Annotated in this window: 19 protein-coding genes and 1 pseudogene; 10 read left to right on the plus strand and 10 right to left on the minus strand. The window is 63.5% G+C overall.

Going from position 1 to position 16,393, the window contains the following annotated elements; all coding sequences use genetic code 11:
• Positions 1–101: 101 nt before the first annotated feature.
• Positions 102–755 carry a DUF1236 domain-containing protein gene (locus tag VQ044_RS17245; RefSeq protein WP_327649625.1) on the plus strand — a complete coding sequence of 218 codons (654 nt, stop codon included), beginning with the start codon at positions 102–104 and terminating at the stop codon, positions 753–755.
• Between the two features lie 95 nt (positions 756–850).
• A complete protein-coding gene (locus tag VQ044_RS17250; RefSeq protein ID WP_327649623.1) occupies positions 851–1,225 on the plus strand; it encodes a hypothetical protein in 375 nt (124 codons plus the stop codon).
• Positions 1,226–1,551: 326 nt separating this feature from the next.
• Here the strand turns inward: VQ044_RS17250 and VQ044_RS17255 are convergent, their stop codons facing one another.
• From VQ044_RS17255 to VQ044_RS17280, 6 genes are all read right to left on the minus strand, one after another.
• Entirely contained in the window at positions 1,552–1,767 is a 216-nt protein-coding gene (locus tag VQ044_RS17255) for a hypothetical protein (RefSeq protein ID WP_327651282.1), read from the minus strand.
• A 50-nt stretch (positions 1,768–1,817) separates the two neighbouring features.
• Positions 1,818–2,540 carry a YcbK family protein gene (locus VQ044_RS17260; protein ID WP_327649620.1) on the minus strand — a complete coding sequence of 241 codons (723 nt, stop codon included), beginning with the start codon at positions 2,538–2,540 and terminating at the stop codon, positions 1,818–1,820.
• Positions 2,541–2,616: 76 nt separating this feature from the next.
• Positions 2,617–2,904: a DUF6127 family protein gene (locus VQ044_RS17265; protein WP_327649619.1), complete on the minus strand. Its 288-nt coding sequence runs from the start codon at positions 2,902–2,904 to the stop codon at positions 2,617–2,619.
• A 19-nt stretch (positions 2,905–2,923) separates the two neighbouring features.
• Positions 2,924–3,196 (minus strand): hypothetical protein, encoded by a 273-nt coding sequence (locus VQ044_RS17270; RefSeq protein ID WP_327649618.1) that lies wholly within the window; start codon positions 3,194–3,196, stop codon positions 2,924–2,926.
• Between the two features lie 166 nt (positions 3,197–3,362).
• On the minus strand, positions 3,363–3,572 hold the full coding sequence (locus VQ044_RS17275) for a hypothetical protein (RefSeq protein ID WP_327649617.1): 210 nt from the start codon (positions 3,570–3,572) through the stop codon (positions 3,363–3,365).
• Positions 3,573–4,122: 550 nt separating this feature from the next.
• Entirely contained in the window at positions 4,123–4,320 is a 198-nt protein-coding gene (locus VQ044_RS17280) for a hypothetical protein (RefSeq protein WP_327649616.1), read from the minus strand.
• On the opposite strand from VQ044_RS17280, the gene VQ044_RS17285 reads away from it, so the two are divergent.
• Positions 4,319–5,146, plus strand: a complete 828-nt coding sequence (locus VQ044_RS17285; RefSeq protein ID WP_327649614.1) for a hypothetical protein — start codon at positions 4,319–4,321, stop codon at positions 5,144–5,146. The genes VQ044_RS17280 and VQ044_RS17285 overlap by 2 nt on opposite strands.
• A gap of 66 nt (positions 5,147–5,212) precedes the next feature.
• Here the strand turns inward: VQ044_RS17285 and VQ044_RS17290 are convergent, their stop codons facing one another.
• Positions 5,213–5,662 carry a ferritin-like domain-containing protein gene (locus VQ044_RS17290; RefSeq protein ID WP_327649612.1) on the minus strand — a complete coding sequence of 150 codons (450 nt, stop codon included), beginning with the start codon at positions 5,660–5,662 and terminating at the stop codon, positions 5,213–5,215.
• Between the two features lie 236 nt (positions 5,663–5,898).
• Positions 5,899–6,258 (minus strand): PRC-barrel domain-containing protein, encoded by a 360-nt coding sequence (locus tag VQ044_RS17295; protein WP_327649611.1) that lies wholly within the window; start codon positions 6,256–6,258, stop codon positions 5,899–5,901.
• A 47-nt stretch (positions 6,259–6,305) separates the two neighbouring features.
• Here VQ044_RS17295 and VQ044_RS17300 point away from each other — a divergent pair, with 47 nt between their 5' ends.
• From VQ044_RS17300 to VQ044_RS17315, 4 genes and pseudogenes are all read left to right on the plus strand, one after another.
• The gene (locus tag VQ044_RS17300) at positions 6,306–6,587 is read left to right on the plus strand and encodes a hypothetical protein (RefSeq protein ID WP_327649610.1); all 282 of its coding nucleotides are present in this window, start codon (positions 6,306–6,308) and stop codon (positions 6,585–6,587) included.
• Positions 6,588–6,716: 129 nt separating this feature from the next.
• A pseudogene (locus VQ044_RS17305) lies at positions 6,717–7,489 on the plus strand (3-hydroxybutyrate dehydrogenase).
• Positions 7,490–7,494: 5 nt separating this feature from the next.
• Positions 7,495–7,650 carry an FAD-dependent oxidoreductase gene (locus tag VQ044_RS17310; protein WP_327649608.1) on the plus strand — a complete coding sequence of 52 codons (156 nt, stop codon included), beginning with the start codon at positions 7,495–7,497 and terminating at the stop codon, positions 7,648–7,650.
• Positions 7,647–8,984 carry a dihydrolipoyl dehydrogenase gene (locus VQ044_RS17315; protein ID WP_327649606.1) on the plus strand — a complete coding sequence of 446 codons (1,338 nt, stop codon included), beginning with the start codon at positions 7,647–7,649 and terminating at the stop codon, positions 8,982–8,984. The genes VQ044_RS17310 and VQ044_RS17315 overlap by 4 nt, the downstream gene beginning before the upstream one ends.
• A 63-nt stretch (positions 8,985–9,047) precedes the next feature.
• Here the strand turns inward: VQ044_RS17315 and VQ044_RS17320 are convergent, their stop codons facing one another.
• Positions 9,048–10,403 carry an IS1380 family transposase gene (locus VQ044_RS17320; RefSeq protein ID WP_327649603.1) on the minus strand — a complete coding sequence of 452 codons (1,356 nt, stop codon included), beginning with the start codon at positions 10,401–10,403 and terminating at the stop codon, positions 9,048–9,050.
• Positions 10,404–10,593: 190 nt separating this feature from the next.
• On the opposite strand from VQ044_RS17320, the gene VQ044_RS17325 reads away from it, so the two are divergent.
• Positions 10,594–10,845: an acetoacetate decarboxylase family protein gene (locus tag VQ044_RS17325; RefSeq protein WP_327649601.1), complete on the plus strand. Its 252-nt coding sequence runs from the start codon at positions 10,594–10,596 to the stop codon at positions 10,843–10,845.
• A gap of 16 nt (positions 10,846–10,861) precedes the next feature.
• On the opposite strand, the gene VQ044_RS17330 is transcribed toward VQ044_RS17325, so the two are convergent.
• Positions 10,862–11,922, minus strand: a protein-coding gene (locus tag VQ044_RS17330) for an IS630 family transposase (protein WP_331827730.1) whose coding sequence is annotated in 2 segments (ribosomal slippage) — positions 10,862–11,430 and positions 11,430–11,922 — 1,062 coding nt in all. Because the reading frame shifts where the segments join, the coding sequence is not laid out codon by codon here.
• Positions 11,923–12,411: 489 nt separating this feature from the next.
• On the opposite strand from VQ044_RS17330, the gene VQ044_RS17335 reads away from it, so the two are divergent.
• Together VQ044_RS17335 and VQ044_RS17340 are read left to right on the plus strand one after the other, a co-directional pair.
• Positions 12,412–15,999: a chemotaxis protein CheB gene (locus VQ044_RS17335; protein WP_327649075.1), complete on the plus strand. Its 3,588-nt coding sequence runs from the start codon at positions 12,412–12,414 to the stop codon at positions 15,997–15,999.
• The gene (locus VQ044_RS17340) at positions 15,996–16,364 is read left to right on the plus strand and encodes a response regulator (RefSeq protein ID WP_327649077.1); all 369 of its coding nucleotides are present in this window, start codon (positions 15,996–15,998) and stop codon (positions 16,362–16,364) included. The genes VQ044_RS17335 and VQ044_RS17340 overlap by 4 nt, the downstream gene beginning before the upstream one ends.
• Positions 16,365–16,393 lie beyond the last annotated feature (29 nt).

Below are 16,393 nucleotides of genomic sequence, written 5' to 3' on the forward strand. Positions count from 1 at the left end.
CCAGGCCATCTCGATTCCCCATCGTCTCGACAACGTAGGGGAATCACAACCTGCTGATATCGCTCAACTCCTTTTCGCTCAGGCTCTTAGGAGTAAGTTTTATGAAATTCCCAACCATTTTCGCCACCGGCACCGCCGCCCTGGTCGTGCTGGCAACGCCCGCTCTCGCCCAAACGGCCATCACCGCGACGACCGATCTCAACGTGCGCGCCGGTCCCGGCCCCAACTACGACATCGTTGGCCTCATCCCGAACGAGGGCGAGGCCACGGTCGTGGGCTGTCTCGAGAGCGGCTCGTGGTGCAAGGTCACGGTGGACGGTCAAGAGGGGTGGGCCTTCGCCAAATATCTGACAGCCGACATGTCCGGCGAGCGCGTCGTGGTGGTGGAGCGCCGCCAGGAACTCGCGGTTCCGGTTGCGACCTATGAAGACAACGGCGGCGGCGGGCTTGCCGGCGCTACGACCGGCGCCGTCGCCGGTGCCATCGTGGGCGGTCCGATCGGCGCCGCCATCGGCGGGGCCGCGGGCCTTGCCGCCGGGGCGATTATCGACCCGCCCGAGACGGCGGTCTCCTACGTCCGGTCCAACAAAGTCGAGCCGGTATATCTCGAAGGCGAGGCCGTCGTCGGAGCCACCCTTCCCGAGACGGTCGAACTCAGGGAGATCCCGGACTACGAATACCGCTATGTCTATGTGAACGGTCAGCCGGTCCTGGTTGAAACCGGCACGCGCAAGGTCGTCTACGTCGTTCGCTGACGGTCATTGCGCATCTCCGGAGGAGCGTTGGATGGCCGGCGCTCCTCCATCGTCCGGCCCGCAATTCCGCCGGCGTCTCAACAGGAGCAAAGCACATGTCCGACCCACGCGACGTCCCACCTCCCGGCGATCCGACCGTTCCCCGCGAGGACCGAACCGTCATCGTCAACAATGACCGCGTCGATGGTCCGAGGCGCGGCGGTGGCGGTATGATCGCCGCGGTTGTCCTCGTTCTCGTCCTCCTCATCGCCGCGTTCTTCCTGTTCGGTGACGGCATGTTCGGCGGCGGTGACACCAGTGTCGACGTCGATACGCCCGACGTGAGCGTGGAGACACCCGCCGCGGATGGCGATGGCGATGCGGCCCCGGCCGCGCCCGACGCGGCGGAAGCGCCAGCCGAGGCAGAAGCGCTGGCCGAGCAGGAGGCACCGGCCGAGTCGGAGACGCCGGCTCCGGCTCCGGCGAATTGATGACAGGGCAGCGTCCTGGTTCGGCTTTCGGCGCATAGGCGAGAACTGTCCGGAACGGCGGGCGGGGCGTGTTTCGCCGCGCCCGCCGGGTCCTGCCGGAAAGGCCGTGTCCGCCGGAAAGCTTGGCGGGCGAAAGCGGAGCTGGAAAGCCGGACGTGCCTGGTATGCGTGCGACTGGCGCCGGCCTCCTTTCATTTGCCATGTCAACGACGGAGCAAATCCAGGCCAGTGGAGCGGAGTAAAACCAGGCCACGGTGGCGTAGGGGCGCTGGTGCACGAAGGGGCCCGATCGGGCCCCTTCGTGCGTCGGCGATCGGGTTTGGGGATCAGGTCGCGGAGATCTCGCCGGTTTCTGGATCGACGGCGTCGTCGGTGGCCTGGTTTTGCTCCGCCCTTTTATTGGGCACAGGGGAACGGCGGCGGCCCGATGATTGCTTGAGCCGGTAGCTGTCGCGTTCCGCCATGCGCCCGGCGCGTTCACTGGCGCGGCGGATCGAAAGCAGGAACAACAGGATGGCGAACGCGACGGCGCCGTAGCGCAAGGAGGTTCGCGCCCACGGGCTGGTGACGAATCCTCCAAGCAAAGCCGCAATCATCGCTGCCCCCGGCGCCAGTCACCGAGGCGGGCGTAGATGGTCACGGCGATGCCCGCGAGCGCCACGGCGATGAACACCCAGCGCAGCGTGTCGAGATACGGCACGAGCGGCAGGATGGCGGATTGGGTCTCGGTCAGGACGTCCTGAGCCACCTCGACCCCGGCCACGCCCAGCGTCGCCACACCGGCCGCGCCGCCGCCCTTCATGGTGCGGCTCTCGGCCAGCACTTCGCGCGCGGGTGGGGTTTCGGCAGCGAAGGCGGTCTCACGGACGTGGAACCGCTCGCCCCACTGGCGGACGGGTCCGAGGTCGACATGGATGAAGCCCGAGCGCGGATAGAAGCCGAACCCGAGGAAGCCAACCGTCCGCGCCGCCGCCTCGAACGCGACCGGGTTGTGGTTCGTCATGGCAATGTCGAAGGCCGCGCCATCCATGTGCCTCGACCGCGTCACGCCGCCGACGGCGCGGTTGTGTTCGGGGCTGCGATAGGCCGAGCGGACGATCAGCGGCTTGCCGAGCCGGTCACGCAGCGTCTGCAGCTTGTCGAGCGCTGGGGCGTTGATCAGCAGCTTTCCAGTGCCACGGCAGGCGATTTCGTCGGGCGAGAAGTTGGGCCAGCGCCAGGTGCCCTCGGGCACATCCCGCCAATGGTGATAGAAGGTCGTGGTCAGGGGTCCTCCGAAAACGAAAAACCCGCCCAGCGCGGCAAAGCCGCGCAATCCTACGATCAGGCGGGCAATGTCCGCCGGGGGCGGGTTCGGGTGGGGTGGGCTGGTGAATTGGGGCGGTGCGCGGCTACGGACCGCCGCCGAAGATCTTCAGCTTGATCGCGATGCCGGCCAGCAGCGCCAGCATGACGCCGGTGGTGATCATCCGGACGGCGGTCTGCATCGCGGTGCGGCGCACCAGCCGGATGCAGTCGACCAGGGAGCGGAGATCCCGGATGTCGAGCGCGGCCTCGTCGCCGTCGAGGCCGACATCGGCGAGCGCGCGCCTGGCGCCTTCCTCGGCGGCCCGCGTCAGGATCGCCTCGAATTCGGCATCGGGCATGCGCACGTAGCCCTCGGATCGGGGTGGTGTCATGGGTGGATCCTCTCGCCGCTCAGCCGATCTTGCAGCCCCAGAAGGACGTGTGGTCGGCGGCGAAATACCCGTCCGCAGCGCGGAACGTGCCCTGCAACTCGACGGTGTCGCCTTGCGCCAGCGGCGCCATGGTATGCAGCCAGATGGCGGCGGCGAGCGTGACGTGGGTGGCGGAGATTTCGCCGAAGGAGCTCCGGATCTCCGTACTGCCGTTGAGCACGAGCCACCCGCGCATGCGGGCCGTGGTGCTGGCGTTGGGTGTGATGCTGGCGGTGCGTCGTTCGAACGTCACGCTCGCGACCCACGTCCTGGAAGGCGCGAAGATCATTAAGGCCGAACGGGGCCGGATTACGGTTCTGGATCGCAATGCCTCTGATCGGACTAGCCGGAGGCTCCTACGGCACCTGGGAAGCCGAATACGAACGGATCATCGGGCATTTCGCCGATAGCGGCGGCGATCATGCGGAGGTCTCGTGAAATTCCATCGCGACCTGATGGCGCGTCGCCGCTTCGATCAGTTCCAGCGCGACCTCCTCCTGGACCCAAGTGCCGGCGCCGTCCTGAGCGGCCACGAGCCGCTGGGCCAGACGGTTTACGTCAAGAACGGTCCCATTCGACTTTACTCGGACGACTGCTTCTTCGACGGCCTCGCGCATGGCGTTCGACATTGATTTCTCCTTTGAAGGGAAGCAGCATCCCGCATTTTGAAACCGGCAACATTCAAATAAGTTAACTCGCGTTCGGCAGAGTGGGAGACACGTGATGAGTTCGATGCCTGAAAACGCGTCATCGCTCGGCGAATCGACCGCCTCACTTCGTTAGCCGCTTCCCCGCTAACGAGGTTTAAATTCAGCGGTGCAATCTCCCGCCGACTGGGAAGGGCGCGACCGTGCGTTCATGGCCAAGGCCGGTAACGGTCTCGAAGGACCGACACGGGGTAGCAACAACGTGCGCCGCTGGCGTATGTGCGGTTTCACGCTTTGTTCTTCGCGGCGACTTTTGTGCATCCGACGTTCGCGCAGGAGCCAGGGAACGCGGGCGAGAATTTGCAGATGCCGGCCCAGGAACCCGCGCATGGTATAGCGAACTTGACCAGATCAACACCGAGAATGTCGGGCAGCTGCAACTGGCCTGGTCATGGCGGTGAGACGACGTGGGATGTCTCTGCCCGGCAATGCCGTGCAGAGACGGTCTTTGAGAGGGTCGCTAAGTGACAGCTCAGCCCTGAATGGCTCGCGCTTCCTCAACGGCCGTTAGGCAGGCGGCTTCGTCGCCCTGCTCTAAGGCCGTCCGCGCCTTTTCAAGCGCGGCGGTGAAGGCGGGATTGATCGAGGGCGTGTGACGGGCTTGCGTGTCGGCCGCGGCAGCCGCCGTGTCAGCGCCTTCCTGTTGCGCCTTAACGTCCTGAGCGGACATGGCGACATCCGTATCGGCTGTGCCCGCCGCATTCTCTAACGGCATCGTCGAGCCGTCCTTGACGATTTGTCCTCCCTCAGTCGCGGCGGCGCCGGTGCCTGTATTATCGGCCGTTGTTGTTCCGTTAGCGCTGGCGTCGGCTCCAGCCGCGGGCATCGGGTTCCTCGGGTCGGAAGTGTCTGATCCCGGGGTCGACGTTGCTGCAGTATCGGTTGGTGAAGGCGAAGCAGCGCTATTGTCGGAGATTCCGGGCGCGTCGCTGCTCGCCGTTGAATCGGCCTCGGTCGTGGATGTAGTCTTGGTGTCCGACATGGATGTCGTCTCGCCAGACTTGGCAGAGGCAGCCGGATCACCACTGCCATCTGAAGGCGTCGCTGGGGCGGTTGCGGAACCGCCCGCCATATCAGGCGGTGCGGCAACGGCGCCCGACGTCGCAGAGGTCGCCGCGCCGCCTTCGGCTGCCCCGGTGGTTGCCGCCTTGTCGGTCTCGAGCGGCGCGATCGTGCCGTCCTTGCTGATGCCCCCAGAATCCGCAGCCGAAACCTCGGCTCCGCCACTGGTCGTTATCTTGCCCGCCTCGGTAAAGGTTGTCGTGGTGCCTTCCGCGACTCCCGTGGTACCCGCCGCTTCTCCACCGCTTGCATCGAGCGTTCCGCTCATCGCGGCGGACCCTGCAGCTGATCCAGTGAGCACGGCAATTTCCTCGGCGCAATCGGCCAAGGCTGAACTCGCGCCAAGCGTGAAGAACGCGCTGCTTGCGAGTAGGATTGAAGAGCGTTTCATCCTGAATCTCCTTGTTATTGGTTTATCCAAAGAAAACGGCTGACCAATCGGCCGTGACATCCAGAAGCTAACTTCTCGGCTCAGCCTTCGGCAAAGCCCCAGGAGTCGTCTAAAGGGCTTGGTAGGTCTGTTCCATCCATTCGCGATGGCGACGCTCGTCGGACAAGGCCTTTTCAAAGAACGCTTTGGATTTCGGGATGGCGTCCTGATGCGTCGCAGCTCGTTCGTAAGCCGTTACCGTGTCGTCCTCGTTCGTTTTCATCGCTTTGAGAATGGCCGCGTCGCCTATTAGATTAGCCAACGCGATTTTGCCGGTCGTCAGCATCTGTTTCGCGTCGCCTTCCAATGGAGCCTGCGCCCCGGTCTCGCGGGCTATCTCGTTGAGAACGTCGAGATGCTGGCGATGATCGTTGAGGAACCTGGCGAGTTCGCCGCTCAAGGATGCGTCCGAAAGCTTCTCAATGGAGGATTCGTATGCGGCGATCGCATCGCGCTCAAGGTAGATCAGATCCGTGACAAGGCCTTCGATGTCGCCTTCATTTCCCACTGTGGTCGCCATTCGTTTCGCTCCTTCTCAAATATAAGTCATGAGACGCGGCTCGAAATATGGTTTCCGAGCCATCTCGACTATTTACACCGCTGCAGGCTTGCTGCGTGGGAGTCTGATCCGCCTCGGACTCCTGGCGGTAAGGAAGCGCCTCGGCATGACCGAGGCTTCTCCTATTAAGCGCCCTCCGACGCATCGGATGGATGCTGTGATCCATCTTGCTCGCGACGAGTTCCCCCTGTGCCGGGCTACAGTCCCCTGACACCGTAATAATCATCGACCGTGCGGCCATAGGTCGGATCGTTCCAATCCGGTGCGCTGTCGTTGCGAAAGCGCGGCGCGCCTTCCAGCCGACCTTTGTCCAGATCGACAACGTAACCGCCCTGGCGCTCATCGTAGTCGAGCTGCGCCCAGGGAAGCGGATGATACTCGTCGCCGATGCCGAGAAAACCGCCGAAGGACATAATGGCGTATTTGACTTGGCCGTCTCGCTTGCCGATGACCAGATCGTAGATGCTGCCAAGGTTTTCACGCTGGCGATTGTAAACCTTTGTCCCGTTGACGCGGCTGGCTTCGATGTTGCTTGGGTCGACGTTCATATCGGACATGTGTCATTCCCATCTTTTCGAAGTTGAAGTTTGTGAGGGGGAAAGCTGTGAAGGTGCCCGAACGTTCCGGGAGCAGCGCACGATTTTCCATGAAAACAAGGTTTTATTCCGTAGGCGACGGGCAAATGCGCCGCGATCCGATCTTCCAAGGCGGCAAGCTATGGGCTTATGTTCCCGGAAAACGCGAGTTCGGCGAGCGATGCCCGGCAGCTTTTGGCCCGTGCTGGTCGAACGCGCCCTTCGCCCGTCCGGACCTCGCGGGCCTCGCCAAGGGGCTGAAGTTCGTCCGCGACAACGACTATCCGATCCGCGGCCAACTTGCGGCCTGAAGCGCGCCTCCAAAAGCCAATGCGCGGCCGGGGGCTGACAAGTCGCCCGCGCGCCCTCGGCCTGTTTCCTGACCGACCCAGCATGCGGGAGCCCAGACACTCACCACAAGCAATGAAGGCGAAACAGTAATGAAACTCAATGGCAAGATCTGCGTCGTCACCGGCGGCGCGAGCGGCATCGGCCTCGAGACCGCCAAATGCTTCGCCGAAGCGGGCGCCAAGGTGGCGATCGCCGACATCGACCTCGAGACGCCGCGAAAAAAGCCGCGAACGCGCTCGGCGACGGGCACATGGGCGTCGACATGGACGTGACCGACCCGGACGCCGTGGAGCAGGGTATCGACAAGTTGCTCAAAGCCTGTGGGCGGGTGGACGTCCTGCTCTCGAATGCCGGCGTCCAGATGGTGAAGCGGGTCGAGGAATTCACCTTCGACCAATGGCGCAAGGTTGTGTCGATCCACCTCGACGGCGCATTCCTGACATCGAAGGCGGTGCTGCCGCAGATGTACAAGCAAGGCTCGGGCACCATCCTCTTCATGGGGTCGGTCCACTCGCAGGAAGCATCGGCGCTCAAGGCGCCCTATGTCGCCGCGAAACACGGCATCCTCGATCTCGCGCGGACCATCGCCAAGGAAGGCGGCGAAAAAGGCGTGCGCACCAACGTGATATGCCCGGGTTTCGTGAAGACGCCGCTGGTGGAAAAGCAGATCCCCGAACAGGCGAAGGATCTCGGCATCTCCGAGGAGGATGTCGTCAACAAGGTCACGCTGGGCGAGACGGTGGACAAGGAATTCACCACGGTCGAGGACGTGGCGCACACCGCGCTGTTCCTTGCCAGCTTCCCCAGCAACGCGCTGACCGGCCAAAGCATCGTGGTCAGCCACGGCCGGCGGATGGACTGATGCCCATGCGCGACGTCGATGTCGCCATCATCGGCGCGGGCACGGCGGGTATGGGGGCGTATCGCGCCGCGTACAAGCACACTGATAATCTGGTGCTGATCGAGGGCGGGCCCTTTGGGACCACCTGCGCGCGGGTCGGCTGCATGCCGTCAAGCTGTTGATCGCGGCGGCCGAGGCAGCCGAGGCTGTGCGCGAGGCCGCCGGTTTCGGTGTTCACGCCGCTGCGCCGCGCATCGACGGCGCCGAGGTAATGGCAAGGGTCGGGCGCGAGCGCGACCGTTTCGTAGGGTTTGTGCTGGACGCGGTAGAGGCCATCGACCCTGCCCGCCGCCTGAAGGGCTGCGCCCGGTTCGAGGATCCGCATACCCTGCGGCTTGACACCGGCGAGGCCGCGCGCGCCGCGCGCATCGTCGTCGCTACTGGCTCGGTTCCGGTGCGGCCGAAGGCGTTCGACGCGGCGGGCGACCGACTGATCGTCAATGATGACCTGTTCGGCTGGACCGATCTGCCGAAGGCTGTCGCGGTGTTCGGCGGCGGCGTGCTCGGGTTGGAGATGGCGCAGGCGCTGCACCGGCTTGGCGTGCGCGTCCGGCTGTTCGGCAAGGGTGGCGGCGTGGGCCAGTTGAGCGACCCCGCAGTGCGCAAGGCCGCCGCCGCCGCGATCGGCGCAGATCTGCCGTTCGACCCGGATGCAGACGTGCAGGACATCGCGCGTGAGGGTGACGAAGTGACCGTGCGGTTCGTCGAAGATGGCGAGAGCCGCGAGGAGCGGTTCGACTGGCTTCTGGCCGCGACAGGGCGCAAGCCCGCGCTCGACGGGCTGAACCTCGCCGCATCGGGGCTCAAGCTCGATGGTCGCGGGCTGCCAAAGGTTGATCCGCTGACGATGCGCACCGAGGCGAGGCATATCTTCTTCGCCGGCGATGTCGCCGCCCGCATTCCGTTGCTGCACGAGGCGGCAGACGACGGCCGGATCGCGGGCGACAACGCCGGGCGGTTCCCCGAAGTCGCGACCCATCCGCGGCGCACGCCGCTCGCCATCGCGTTCACCGATCCGAACATCGCCACTGTTGGCGCATCGTTCGCCGAATTGTCGGATGCCTCCTGCGACTTCGCCATCGGCGAGGTGGATTTCGCCGATCAGGGCCGGGCGCGCGTGCTGCGCAAGAACGTCGGGCTGCAGCGGGTCTATGGCGCGCGCGACACGGGCCGTCTGCTTGGCGCCGAGATGGTCGCACCGAGCGGCGAGCATCTGGCGCATTTGCTGGCATGGGCGGTGCAGGCCGAGATGGATGTGGAAACCGCGCTGGCAATGCCCTTCTACCACCCGGTGATCGAGGAGGGCCTGCGCACCGCTTTGCGCGAACTGAGCCTGAACCTAGCCCGAACAATTCATGGGTCCCCGTTGGGTCACGAGCATTTCCCCCTTCGAAGCCGTCAAGGTGCTCATCCGTCCATGCCTCTCCGCTCCTCCCGCCTTGGTGCGGGTGAGTAATGATCGGCGGGGTTTGGGGGTTGCGGTGGAGGGTTTTGTGAGGGGCGCCGAAGGCCCCGTCGTTCAGGTGACGAGGCGAGGTATCCGCCCGAGGACAATGCGGAGGATCGCCTGATCCGGGCAGGACGTGGGCAGGTGCAGGCGGATCTGGGTCTTCATCTCGACGACGCGGGCGGCGATCTTGATGAGGCGCAGACGCAGGGTGTCGAACTGGGCGACGGCGAAGCGCGAGCGCCTGGGCATGGCGGCGCGCAGCCCCCACATCATCCAGTATGCTCCGGCGTGCAGGAAGAGCCGGAACTGGTTTGCCGTCGCTCGCGTGCACGAGGTGCGGTCAGCGGCGAGGTGGGTCTTCCAGGATTTGATGTGGTTCTCGGCCATCCCGCGCCGGCAGTAGACGTCCTCGTAGAGCGCCTTCGCCCTGCCGCCTTTGAGGTTGGTGACGATGAAGCGGGTGTCGGCGCCCTGCGGGCCGACCTCGACGCGGGCGATGATGCGCTCGGTCCTGCTCCAGCTGGCGGCCCCGTCGAAGAACTCCTTGAAGCGCCGGACCTTGCGAGCACCTGCCTCGGTTTTTTCGGCAGACGCCTCGAAGCGCGCGGTCGTGCTGGCCTCGATGGTCGCCACATGCTTGCGCAAGGTCGATGTCGGCGCGACGCCGAGGATGAAGTCGATGCCGTTGGCGCGGCACCAGTCGATGACCAGCGGGCCGCAATAGTGGCTGTCGCCCCGGATCAGGATCCGTGTGTTTGGCCAGTTGGCCCGGATCGCGCGGATGAGGCGACGCAGATGCGCGCGGATTTCCGCGCCGCCCGGTCGCTTCGCCGGACGCAGGACCGCGGCGACGAACCGGCCCTCGCCGTCGAACACCACGATCGGCTGGAAGCCGTATTCGTCGTGATGGGCGTTGAACAGCCGCAGTTGCTGGCCGCCATGCACCGCGTCGAAGGTGGCGTCGATATCGAGCACGATCCGCTTCGGCGGCTGGCGGAACGAGGCGCAATAGAGATCGACCATCGCCTGGCCCATCCCGAGAAGCGAGCGCAGATCGGGCAGGTTCTCCAGCCGGCAGATCGTCGATTGCGAGGCGAGATCCCGGCCCGAGGGCAGCGCGCCTTCGGCCATCTTGAAGATCGGATCCGAGCGCAGCCGCGTGGCGCCGTTGCCGTCCTCGTAGCCGGCTGCAATCATCTTCATGCGAAAGCCGATCATGTCGGCGAGGCTGTGGACGATCTGGTCCGGACGGCGCGGATCGTCGATGCAGCGGGCCAGCCGCTCGGCGACCCCGAGCCGCCTCTCGACTTCAGCCAGCGCGATCACCCCGCTGTCCGACGACAATGTCCCGCCGTCGAAACGGGCGATCACGGCCTTGCCGTTCACTGATGACAAACCCTCGAGCGGCAGCGTAGGATCGGACATGGCGGATGTGGTCTCCGGAGAATGACGCGGAAAGGCCTCAGCAACCGAATCCTATGCCATCTCAACGGCTTGCGCTACATCCGCCACCCCGCCATGAAATTTCCGGGCTAGGTCGCCGATCCGAAAATCCCCCCCGCAGCATCGATTGCGGCCCGGGCGCCTGAGGCCGATTGGAATTGGACACATAGCCATGAACAAGAACGAAATCCTGTCCCTCCCCGGGATGCCGCCGGGAAACCCGAGCTACCGCACCGGGCCCTATCGCTTTGTTGACCGGCAGTATTTCAACGTCGTCTACGAATGCGAAGCCGAAGCGATCCGTGCGATGGTCCCCGAGCGGCTGGAACCCGACGGGTCGAACACTGCGGTCTACGAGTGGATCGACATGCCCGACAGCTCCGGTTTCGGCGCCTACAAGCCAGATCGAAGCCGACGACGCTAATACCAACGGGCGCTGATCAAGACCCATGCGCCCAATCTCGCATTCCGATGGACGTGATTTTCCAGGGCTGATCGACGAGCTTGTTCCAAGCTGCGCAGCAGTGGGCGACGATGTCGTCGTAGTCGATGAAGATACGGTTCGACAGCCAGTTGTCGCGCATGAACTGCCAGATGTTCTCGACCGGGTTCAGTTCCGGCGCCTTGGACGGCAGGAATAGGAGAGTGATGTTGGCCGGCACCGTCAGCTTCGGCGTGGTGTGCCAGCCGGCTTGGTCGAGGATGAGCACAGCATGAGCGCCGGGATCGACGGCGAGGCTGATCTCCTTGAGATGCTCGTTCATGGCGGCGGTGTCGCAGTAGGGTAGGACGAGGCCGGCGCCCTTGCCCTTTTTGGGGCAGATGGCTCCGAAGATGTAGGCCCACATGGTACGTTGATCGCTCGGAGCCGAAGGCCGCGTGCCACGTTTGGCCCAGCGCCGCGTGACCTTATTCTTCTGCCCTATCCGGGCTTCGTCAGCCCACCAGAGTTCGATCTCGGTGCCCTCCGGGAGCCTTGCCTGGATTGCTGCCAGTTCGGCCGGGAAGCTTTTTTAAAATCCTCGAGTTCGAACTCGTTCTGGGCATGATGGCGCGGCCGGACTGACAGTTTGGCAAAGCCCATGGATCGCAATTCGCGCCCGACCGTCGTCTCGTCGACCTCGATGCGGAATTCCTCGAAGATCCAGCGCACGAGATTCTTACGCCGCCAGCGAACCACGTCGTGGATCGCAGGGATCGGCCCTTTCTCGACGATTGCCGCCAGAGCTTGGCGCTGTTCGTCGTTCAGCTTCGGCCGGTTGCCCGGCGCCTTGCCGGTGATCAGGCCGGAAGGGCCGCGAGCGTTGAAGCGCAGAACCCAGTCGCGGATGATCTGCAAGGTGACGCCGTCGATCCGGGCCGCGTCATTGCGCGAGCCGCCATCGTAAATCTCGGCCAGCGCCAGCAAGCGCCGAGCCTGAGCCGCATCCTTCGTTGCCTTCGCCGACCTTCTCAGCGTTGGGCCATCATAATCCGTGTGAAGGGGAACCGGTGCTGCCATGACAAACCTCCGTTTGTCACAGTGATTCAGAATTCTGTCAGCTTGGGAATCCCCGAAGAGTCGGCCTTCGCTCCCGTTGGTATAACTTCTCCCATGGATGCTCTCTCCTTCAGCTTGTGCTTCGACACGACGAGTTTGGAAAGCCGCCTATATCAGCAGACATCCTGTAATAAATCCTGGCTGCTTCCGCTTACAGGTTTGTTCGCTTGTGCTGGGCAAAACTACCGCTCGTGGAGCTGAAGCCGACTTCTTCTTGGTCGTCCAGCGGACCTTCTGCACCAGCGAAAACCTATCAGCTTGGTTGCCGGTGGGGGGGGGGCCGTGTAAAGTTTTGCGATGGAGCCTTCCGCGCATTGCGGCCGGGCCGCGGCTGATGTTGCGGAAGAACCTTTCCGTGAGATCCAACGTAAGCTCTCGAGTTATGCGAGTATGGCGGATGAACAGCAAGGAGGAGGCAATCGCTCCGGGTGCAAGTCAAAGGCGAAGCCGATGCAGCACACGAATGCGAGAGGCAGCGACGCTGCCCTCCGGCCGAGTGGGAGTGACCGGCCCCTGACCGCCATCTGCGGTGCCACGCCCGAAGTCGCGGCTGTTCCGGTTATCGGCATCGGCGCGTCGGCGGGCGGCATCGAGGCGCTGAGCCGCTTCTTCGACGTGATGCCGGCTGACAGCGGCTGTGCTTTCGTGATTGTGCTGCATCTCGATCCGAAGCGCGAAAGCGAACTGGCCCGCGTCCTGAGCGCCCACACGACGATGCCGGTCGTTCAGGTCGAGGACCGTATGCGACTCGCGGCGAACCACGTCTATGTGATCGCGCCCGATTCCGATCTGAAGGTCAGCGACGGCGGCCTGCACGTGTCCAGGCCGACGGAGCCTCGCGGCCAGCGTCACCCCGTCGATGTGCTATTCTCGTCGCTCGCCGTGGACCAGCGCGAGCGGGCGATCGCCATCGTGCTTTCCGGAACGGGGAGCAACGGTACCGAGGGGTTGAGGGATATCAGGGCGGAGGGCGGCATGAGCCTGGTGCAGTCGCCCGAGACCGCGAAATTCGACGGCATGCCAAGGAGCGCGATTTCGGCGGACATGGCCGATCACGTGCTTGCTCCCGAAAAGATGCCCGAAACCCTATTTGCCTTCATGAGGCACGGCTACGTCGCAGCGCCCGCCGAGATCGAGGTCACCTCCCCGGACGGACGGGCGACGCTCAGCCATCTTCTGGAACTCTTGCGCGTTCGGGGCGGACACGATTTTCGCGGCTACAAACAATCGACGCTGAGGCGGCGCGTTCACCGTCGTCTCGGTCTCAGAAACATCGAAACACTGGACGAATATATCGACGAGCTGCGCACTAGCTCCGATGAAGTCATCACGCTTGTCGGCGACCTGATGATCAGCGTCACCAGTTTTTTCCGCGACGCCGACGCCTGGAAGGCGCTTGCCGAACTGGTGATCACGCCAATGGTCGCGGAGCGCGAAACGGGCGCTTCGATCCGAGTCTGGACGCCGGCCTGCTCCACGGGCGAGGAAGCCTATTCCCTCGCCATGCTGGTGACGGAGCATGCCGAGGCGGCGGGAAAACGCCTCGACCTGAAAGTGTTCGCGACCGATGCCCAGGAGATCAATCTGCGCAAGGCGCGCGATGGCATTTACCCGGCCGCCGCCATGGTCGGCTTTCCGGCGTTGCGCCTGACGCGCTTCTTCGAAAAGCTCGAGGGCTCGTATCAGGTAAGCAAGGAGCTGCGTGACATGGTCGTGTTCGCGCCGCAGAACCTGTTGCGCGATCCGCCGTTCTCGCGGCTGGACCTGATGTCGTGCCGCAATTTCCTGATCTATCTGGAACCGGACGCGCAGCAGAGGATCATCGCGCTTTGTCATTTCGCGCTGCGACAAGGAGGACACCTGTTTCTCGGCAACGCAGAAACGATCGGGCGGCACGAAGACCTGTTCGAAACGGTGTCGAAGAAATGGCGCATATACCGCCGGTTGGGATCGACCCGGCATGACCTGATCGAGTATCCGCCGCCGCGCGACCAATCGGAACCGCGCACGAGGGAGAGTCCATCGCTCTTGGGTCCTGAGCCGAGCGCTTCGGCTGCCGAAATGGCCCGTCGCGCTTTGCTGGAGCGCTACGCCCCGGCATCGGTGCTGATAGACCAGAAGGGCCGCGTCCTCTATTTCCACGGCACGACCAAGGATTATCTGGAGAATCCGCCTGGCGAGCCGACCAGGGACCTGTTGACCATGGTCCGTGACGGGTTGGCGGCAAAATTGCGCGCCGCGATACGCGAAGCGTCGAAAGAGAACAGAAGCGTGACGGTCAACGCCCGCATCCGCGAGAGCGAGACCGGCCGATCCGTCGCGATGACGGTCATGCCGCTGCCTGCCTCACCGCAGGGAGGCTTCCTCCTGGTGAGTTTCGCGCCGGCCGTGCCGCAGCCCGATCCCACCCCGTCGCCCACGCGTGAGGACCCGGGCGACACCTCGTCTGGCGAACTTGCCCTTCAGGAGGAACTGAGGGAGACCCGCGCCGAACTGAATAACACCATAGAATATCAGGAGACCACCAACGAGGAACTGAAGGCGGCGAACGAGGAATCCATCTCGATGAACGAGGAGCTTCAATCCAGCAACGAGGAACTCGAGACCTCGAAAGAGGAGTTGCAGTCGTTCAACGAGGAATTGAACACCGTCAACAGCCAGCTTCAGCACAAGATCGGCGAGCTGGAAACCACGACCAACGACCTCAACAATCTGCTGGCCGGGTCGGAGGCGGCGACGCTGTTCCTTGACGAAAAATTCCGCATCAGATGGTTTGCCCCCGCGACGAGGGATCTTTTCGATTTCGTCGGGTCGGACATCGGCCGGCCGATTGCTCATTTCGCGCGGAAATTTGCCGACGAGAACCTGATGCGGGATGTGGAAAAGGTGCTGGAGACGCTGTCCGCCATCGAGGCCGAGGTGCCAAGCGATGCGGGCCGCTGGTATGTGCGCCGCGTGCTTCCCTATCGTACGCAGGACAACCGGGTCGCAGGCGTCGTCGTCACGTTCAGCGACATCACTGACCGAAAACGCGCCGCCGATGCGATCAACGACGCTCGCGTCTATTCCGAAACCATAGTGCGGACGGTTCAGCATCCCCTGCTGGTTCTGGACAGCAATTTGCGCGTCCAAACCGCCAACAAGGCCTTCCGCGAACTGTTCGCTGTTTTTGACGAAGAACCCAAAGGGCGCTTTGTGTTTGAACTTGGAACCGGCGAGTGGAATAATCCGCCGCTGCAGGCCCTTCTGGACAAAGTTCTTTCGAAGGACGAGGAAATCCACAATTTCGAGTTCGAGCAGGATTTCCATCTGACCGGACGGCGATCGATGCTGCTCACTGCGTGCAAGTTGCCACAAGAAGGAGGCCGTGACGACCTGATCCTGCTTGCGATCGAGGACATCACCGAGCGCAAGAGTTTCGACGAGCATCGGCAAATCCTGGTCGGCGAGCTCAATCATCGCATTAAGAATGTCATGGCGACGGTGCAGGCCATCGCATCGCAGACGCTCAACAGCGCCACGTCGATGGAGGAAGCACGCGCAACTTTCGGGTCGCGTCTGATCGCGCTGGGAAAATCGCACGACTTGCTGACCCGTGAAAACTGGGCTGGCGCGAATTTGCGGGACATTGTCTCGGATACGGTCGAACCTCATTCGGGAGGATCGAACCGCTTCCGGATCAAAGGTCCATACGTATGGCTGGCGCCGAGCGCCGCGCTCTCTATCGCAATGGCGTTGCACGAACTGGCCACGAACGCCGCGAAATACGGCGCGCTTACAATTGAGAAAGGCCAAGTGGATATCGCTTGGCAGCTTGTTGGTGACGGTAAGGATCGACGGCTCTCCATGCGGTGGTCGGAGAGCGGTGGCCCGCCTGTCATCCCACCGACACGCAAGGGTTTCGGCTCACGCCTGGTCCAGCGGGTGTTGGCGGCGGAACTCGACGGAAAGGTGGACGTTTCCTATGAAACGTCCGGCGTCGTCTGCACGATCGACGCTCCAATGCCCGACGGCCAGGAAAAGGGCGACACGGGTTGACCGGACAGGCAGCGAAACGGGTTCTGATCGTCGAGGATGAAGTCCTGCTAGCGATGCATCTGGAGGACATGCTGAACGAACTCGGGTATGAGGTCGTCGGTCCAGCCACGCGTATCGACATGGCGATGGAGCTTGCCTGCGAAAGCGACATCGATTTCGCAGTTCTCGATATCAACGTGGCCGGGAAGAAATCCTTTCCCGTAGCCGATATTCTCCGCCAGCGCGGCATTCCCTTCGCCTTTGCATCGGGATACGGGGCCGAGGGTCTGATGGATGGATATCGTGGTTTCCCGGCGTTGCGAAAGCCGTACGCGCAAGAAGACCTGGAACGAATCATCGCGCGGGTTCTTCGCGGATCGCCTTGATGATGTGATCCTGCCGGACTTGAGCGGGA

It is taken from the genome of Aurantimonas sp. C2-5-R2 (assembly GCF_036549495.1).
GTDB lineage: Bacteria > Pseudomonadota > Alphaproteobacteria > Rhizobiales > Rhizobiaceae > Aurantimonas > Aurantimonas coralicida_A.

Coding starts and splice junctions, on each gene's coding strand:
- VQ044_RS17245 (WP_327649625.1), top strand. CDS start 102: ATGAAATTCCCAACCATTTTCGCCACCGGCACCGCCGCCCTGGTCGTG.
- VQ044_RS17250 (WP_327649623.1), top strand. CDS start 851: ATGTCCGACCCACGCGACGTCCCACCTCCCGGCGATCCGACCGTTCCC.
- VQ044_RS17265 (WP_327649619.1), bottom strand. CDS start 2,904: ATGACACCACCCCGATCCGAGGGCTACGTGCGCATGCCCGATGCCGAA.
- VQ044_RS17275 (WP_327649617.1), bottom strand. CDS start 3,572: ATGTCGAACGCCATGCGCGAGGCCGTCGAAGAAGCAGTCGTCCGAGTA.
- VQ044_RS17285 (WP_327649614.1), top strand. CDS start 4,319: ATGGCGACATCCGTATCGGCTGTGCCCGCCGCATTCTCTAACGGCATC.
- VQ044_RS17280 (WP_327649616.1), bottom strand. CDS start 4,320: ATGTCCGCTCAGGACGTTAAGGCGCAACAGGAAGGCGCTGACACGGCG.
- VQ044_RS17290 (WP_327649612.1), bottom strand. CDS start 5,662: ATGGCGACCACAGTGGGAAATGAAGGCGACATCGAAGGCCTTGTCACG.
- VQ044_RS17295 (WP_327649611.1), bottom strand. CDS start 6,258: ATGTCCGATATGAACGTCGACCCAAGCAACATCGAAGCCAGCCGCGTC.
- VQ044_RS17310 (WP_327649608.1), top strand. CDS start 7,495: ATGCGCGACGTCGATGTCGCCATCATCGGCGCGGGCACGGCGGGTATG.
- VQ044_RS17320 (WP_327649603.1), bottom strand. CDS start 10,403: ATGTCCGATCCTACGCTGCCGCTCGAGGGTTTGTCATCAGTGAACGGC.
- VQ044_RS17325 (WP_327649601.1), top strand. CDS start 10,594: ATGAACAAGAACGAAATCCTGTCCCTCCCCGGGATGCCGCCGGGAAAC.
- VQ044_RS17335 (WP_327649075.1), top strand. CDS start 12,412: ATGCAGCACACGAATGCGAGAGGCAGCGACGCTGCCCTCCGGCCGAGT.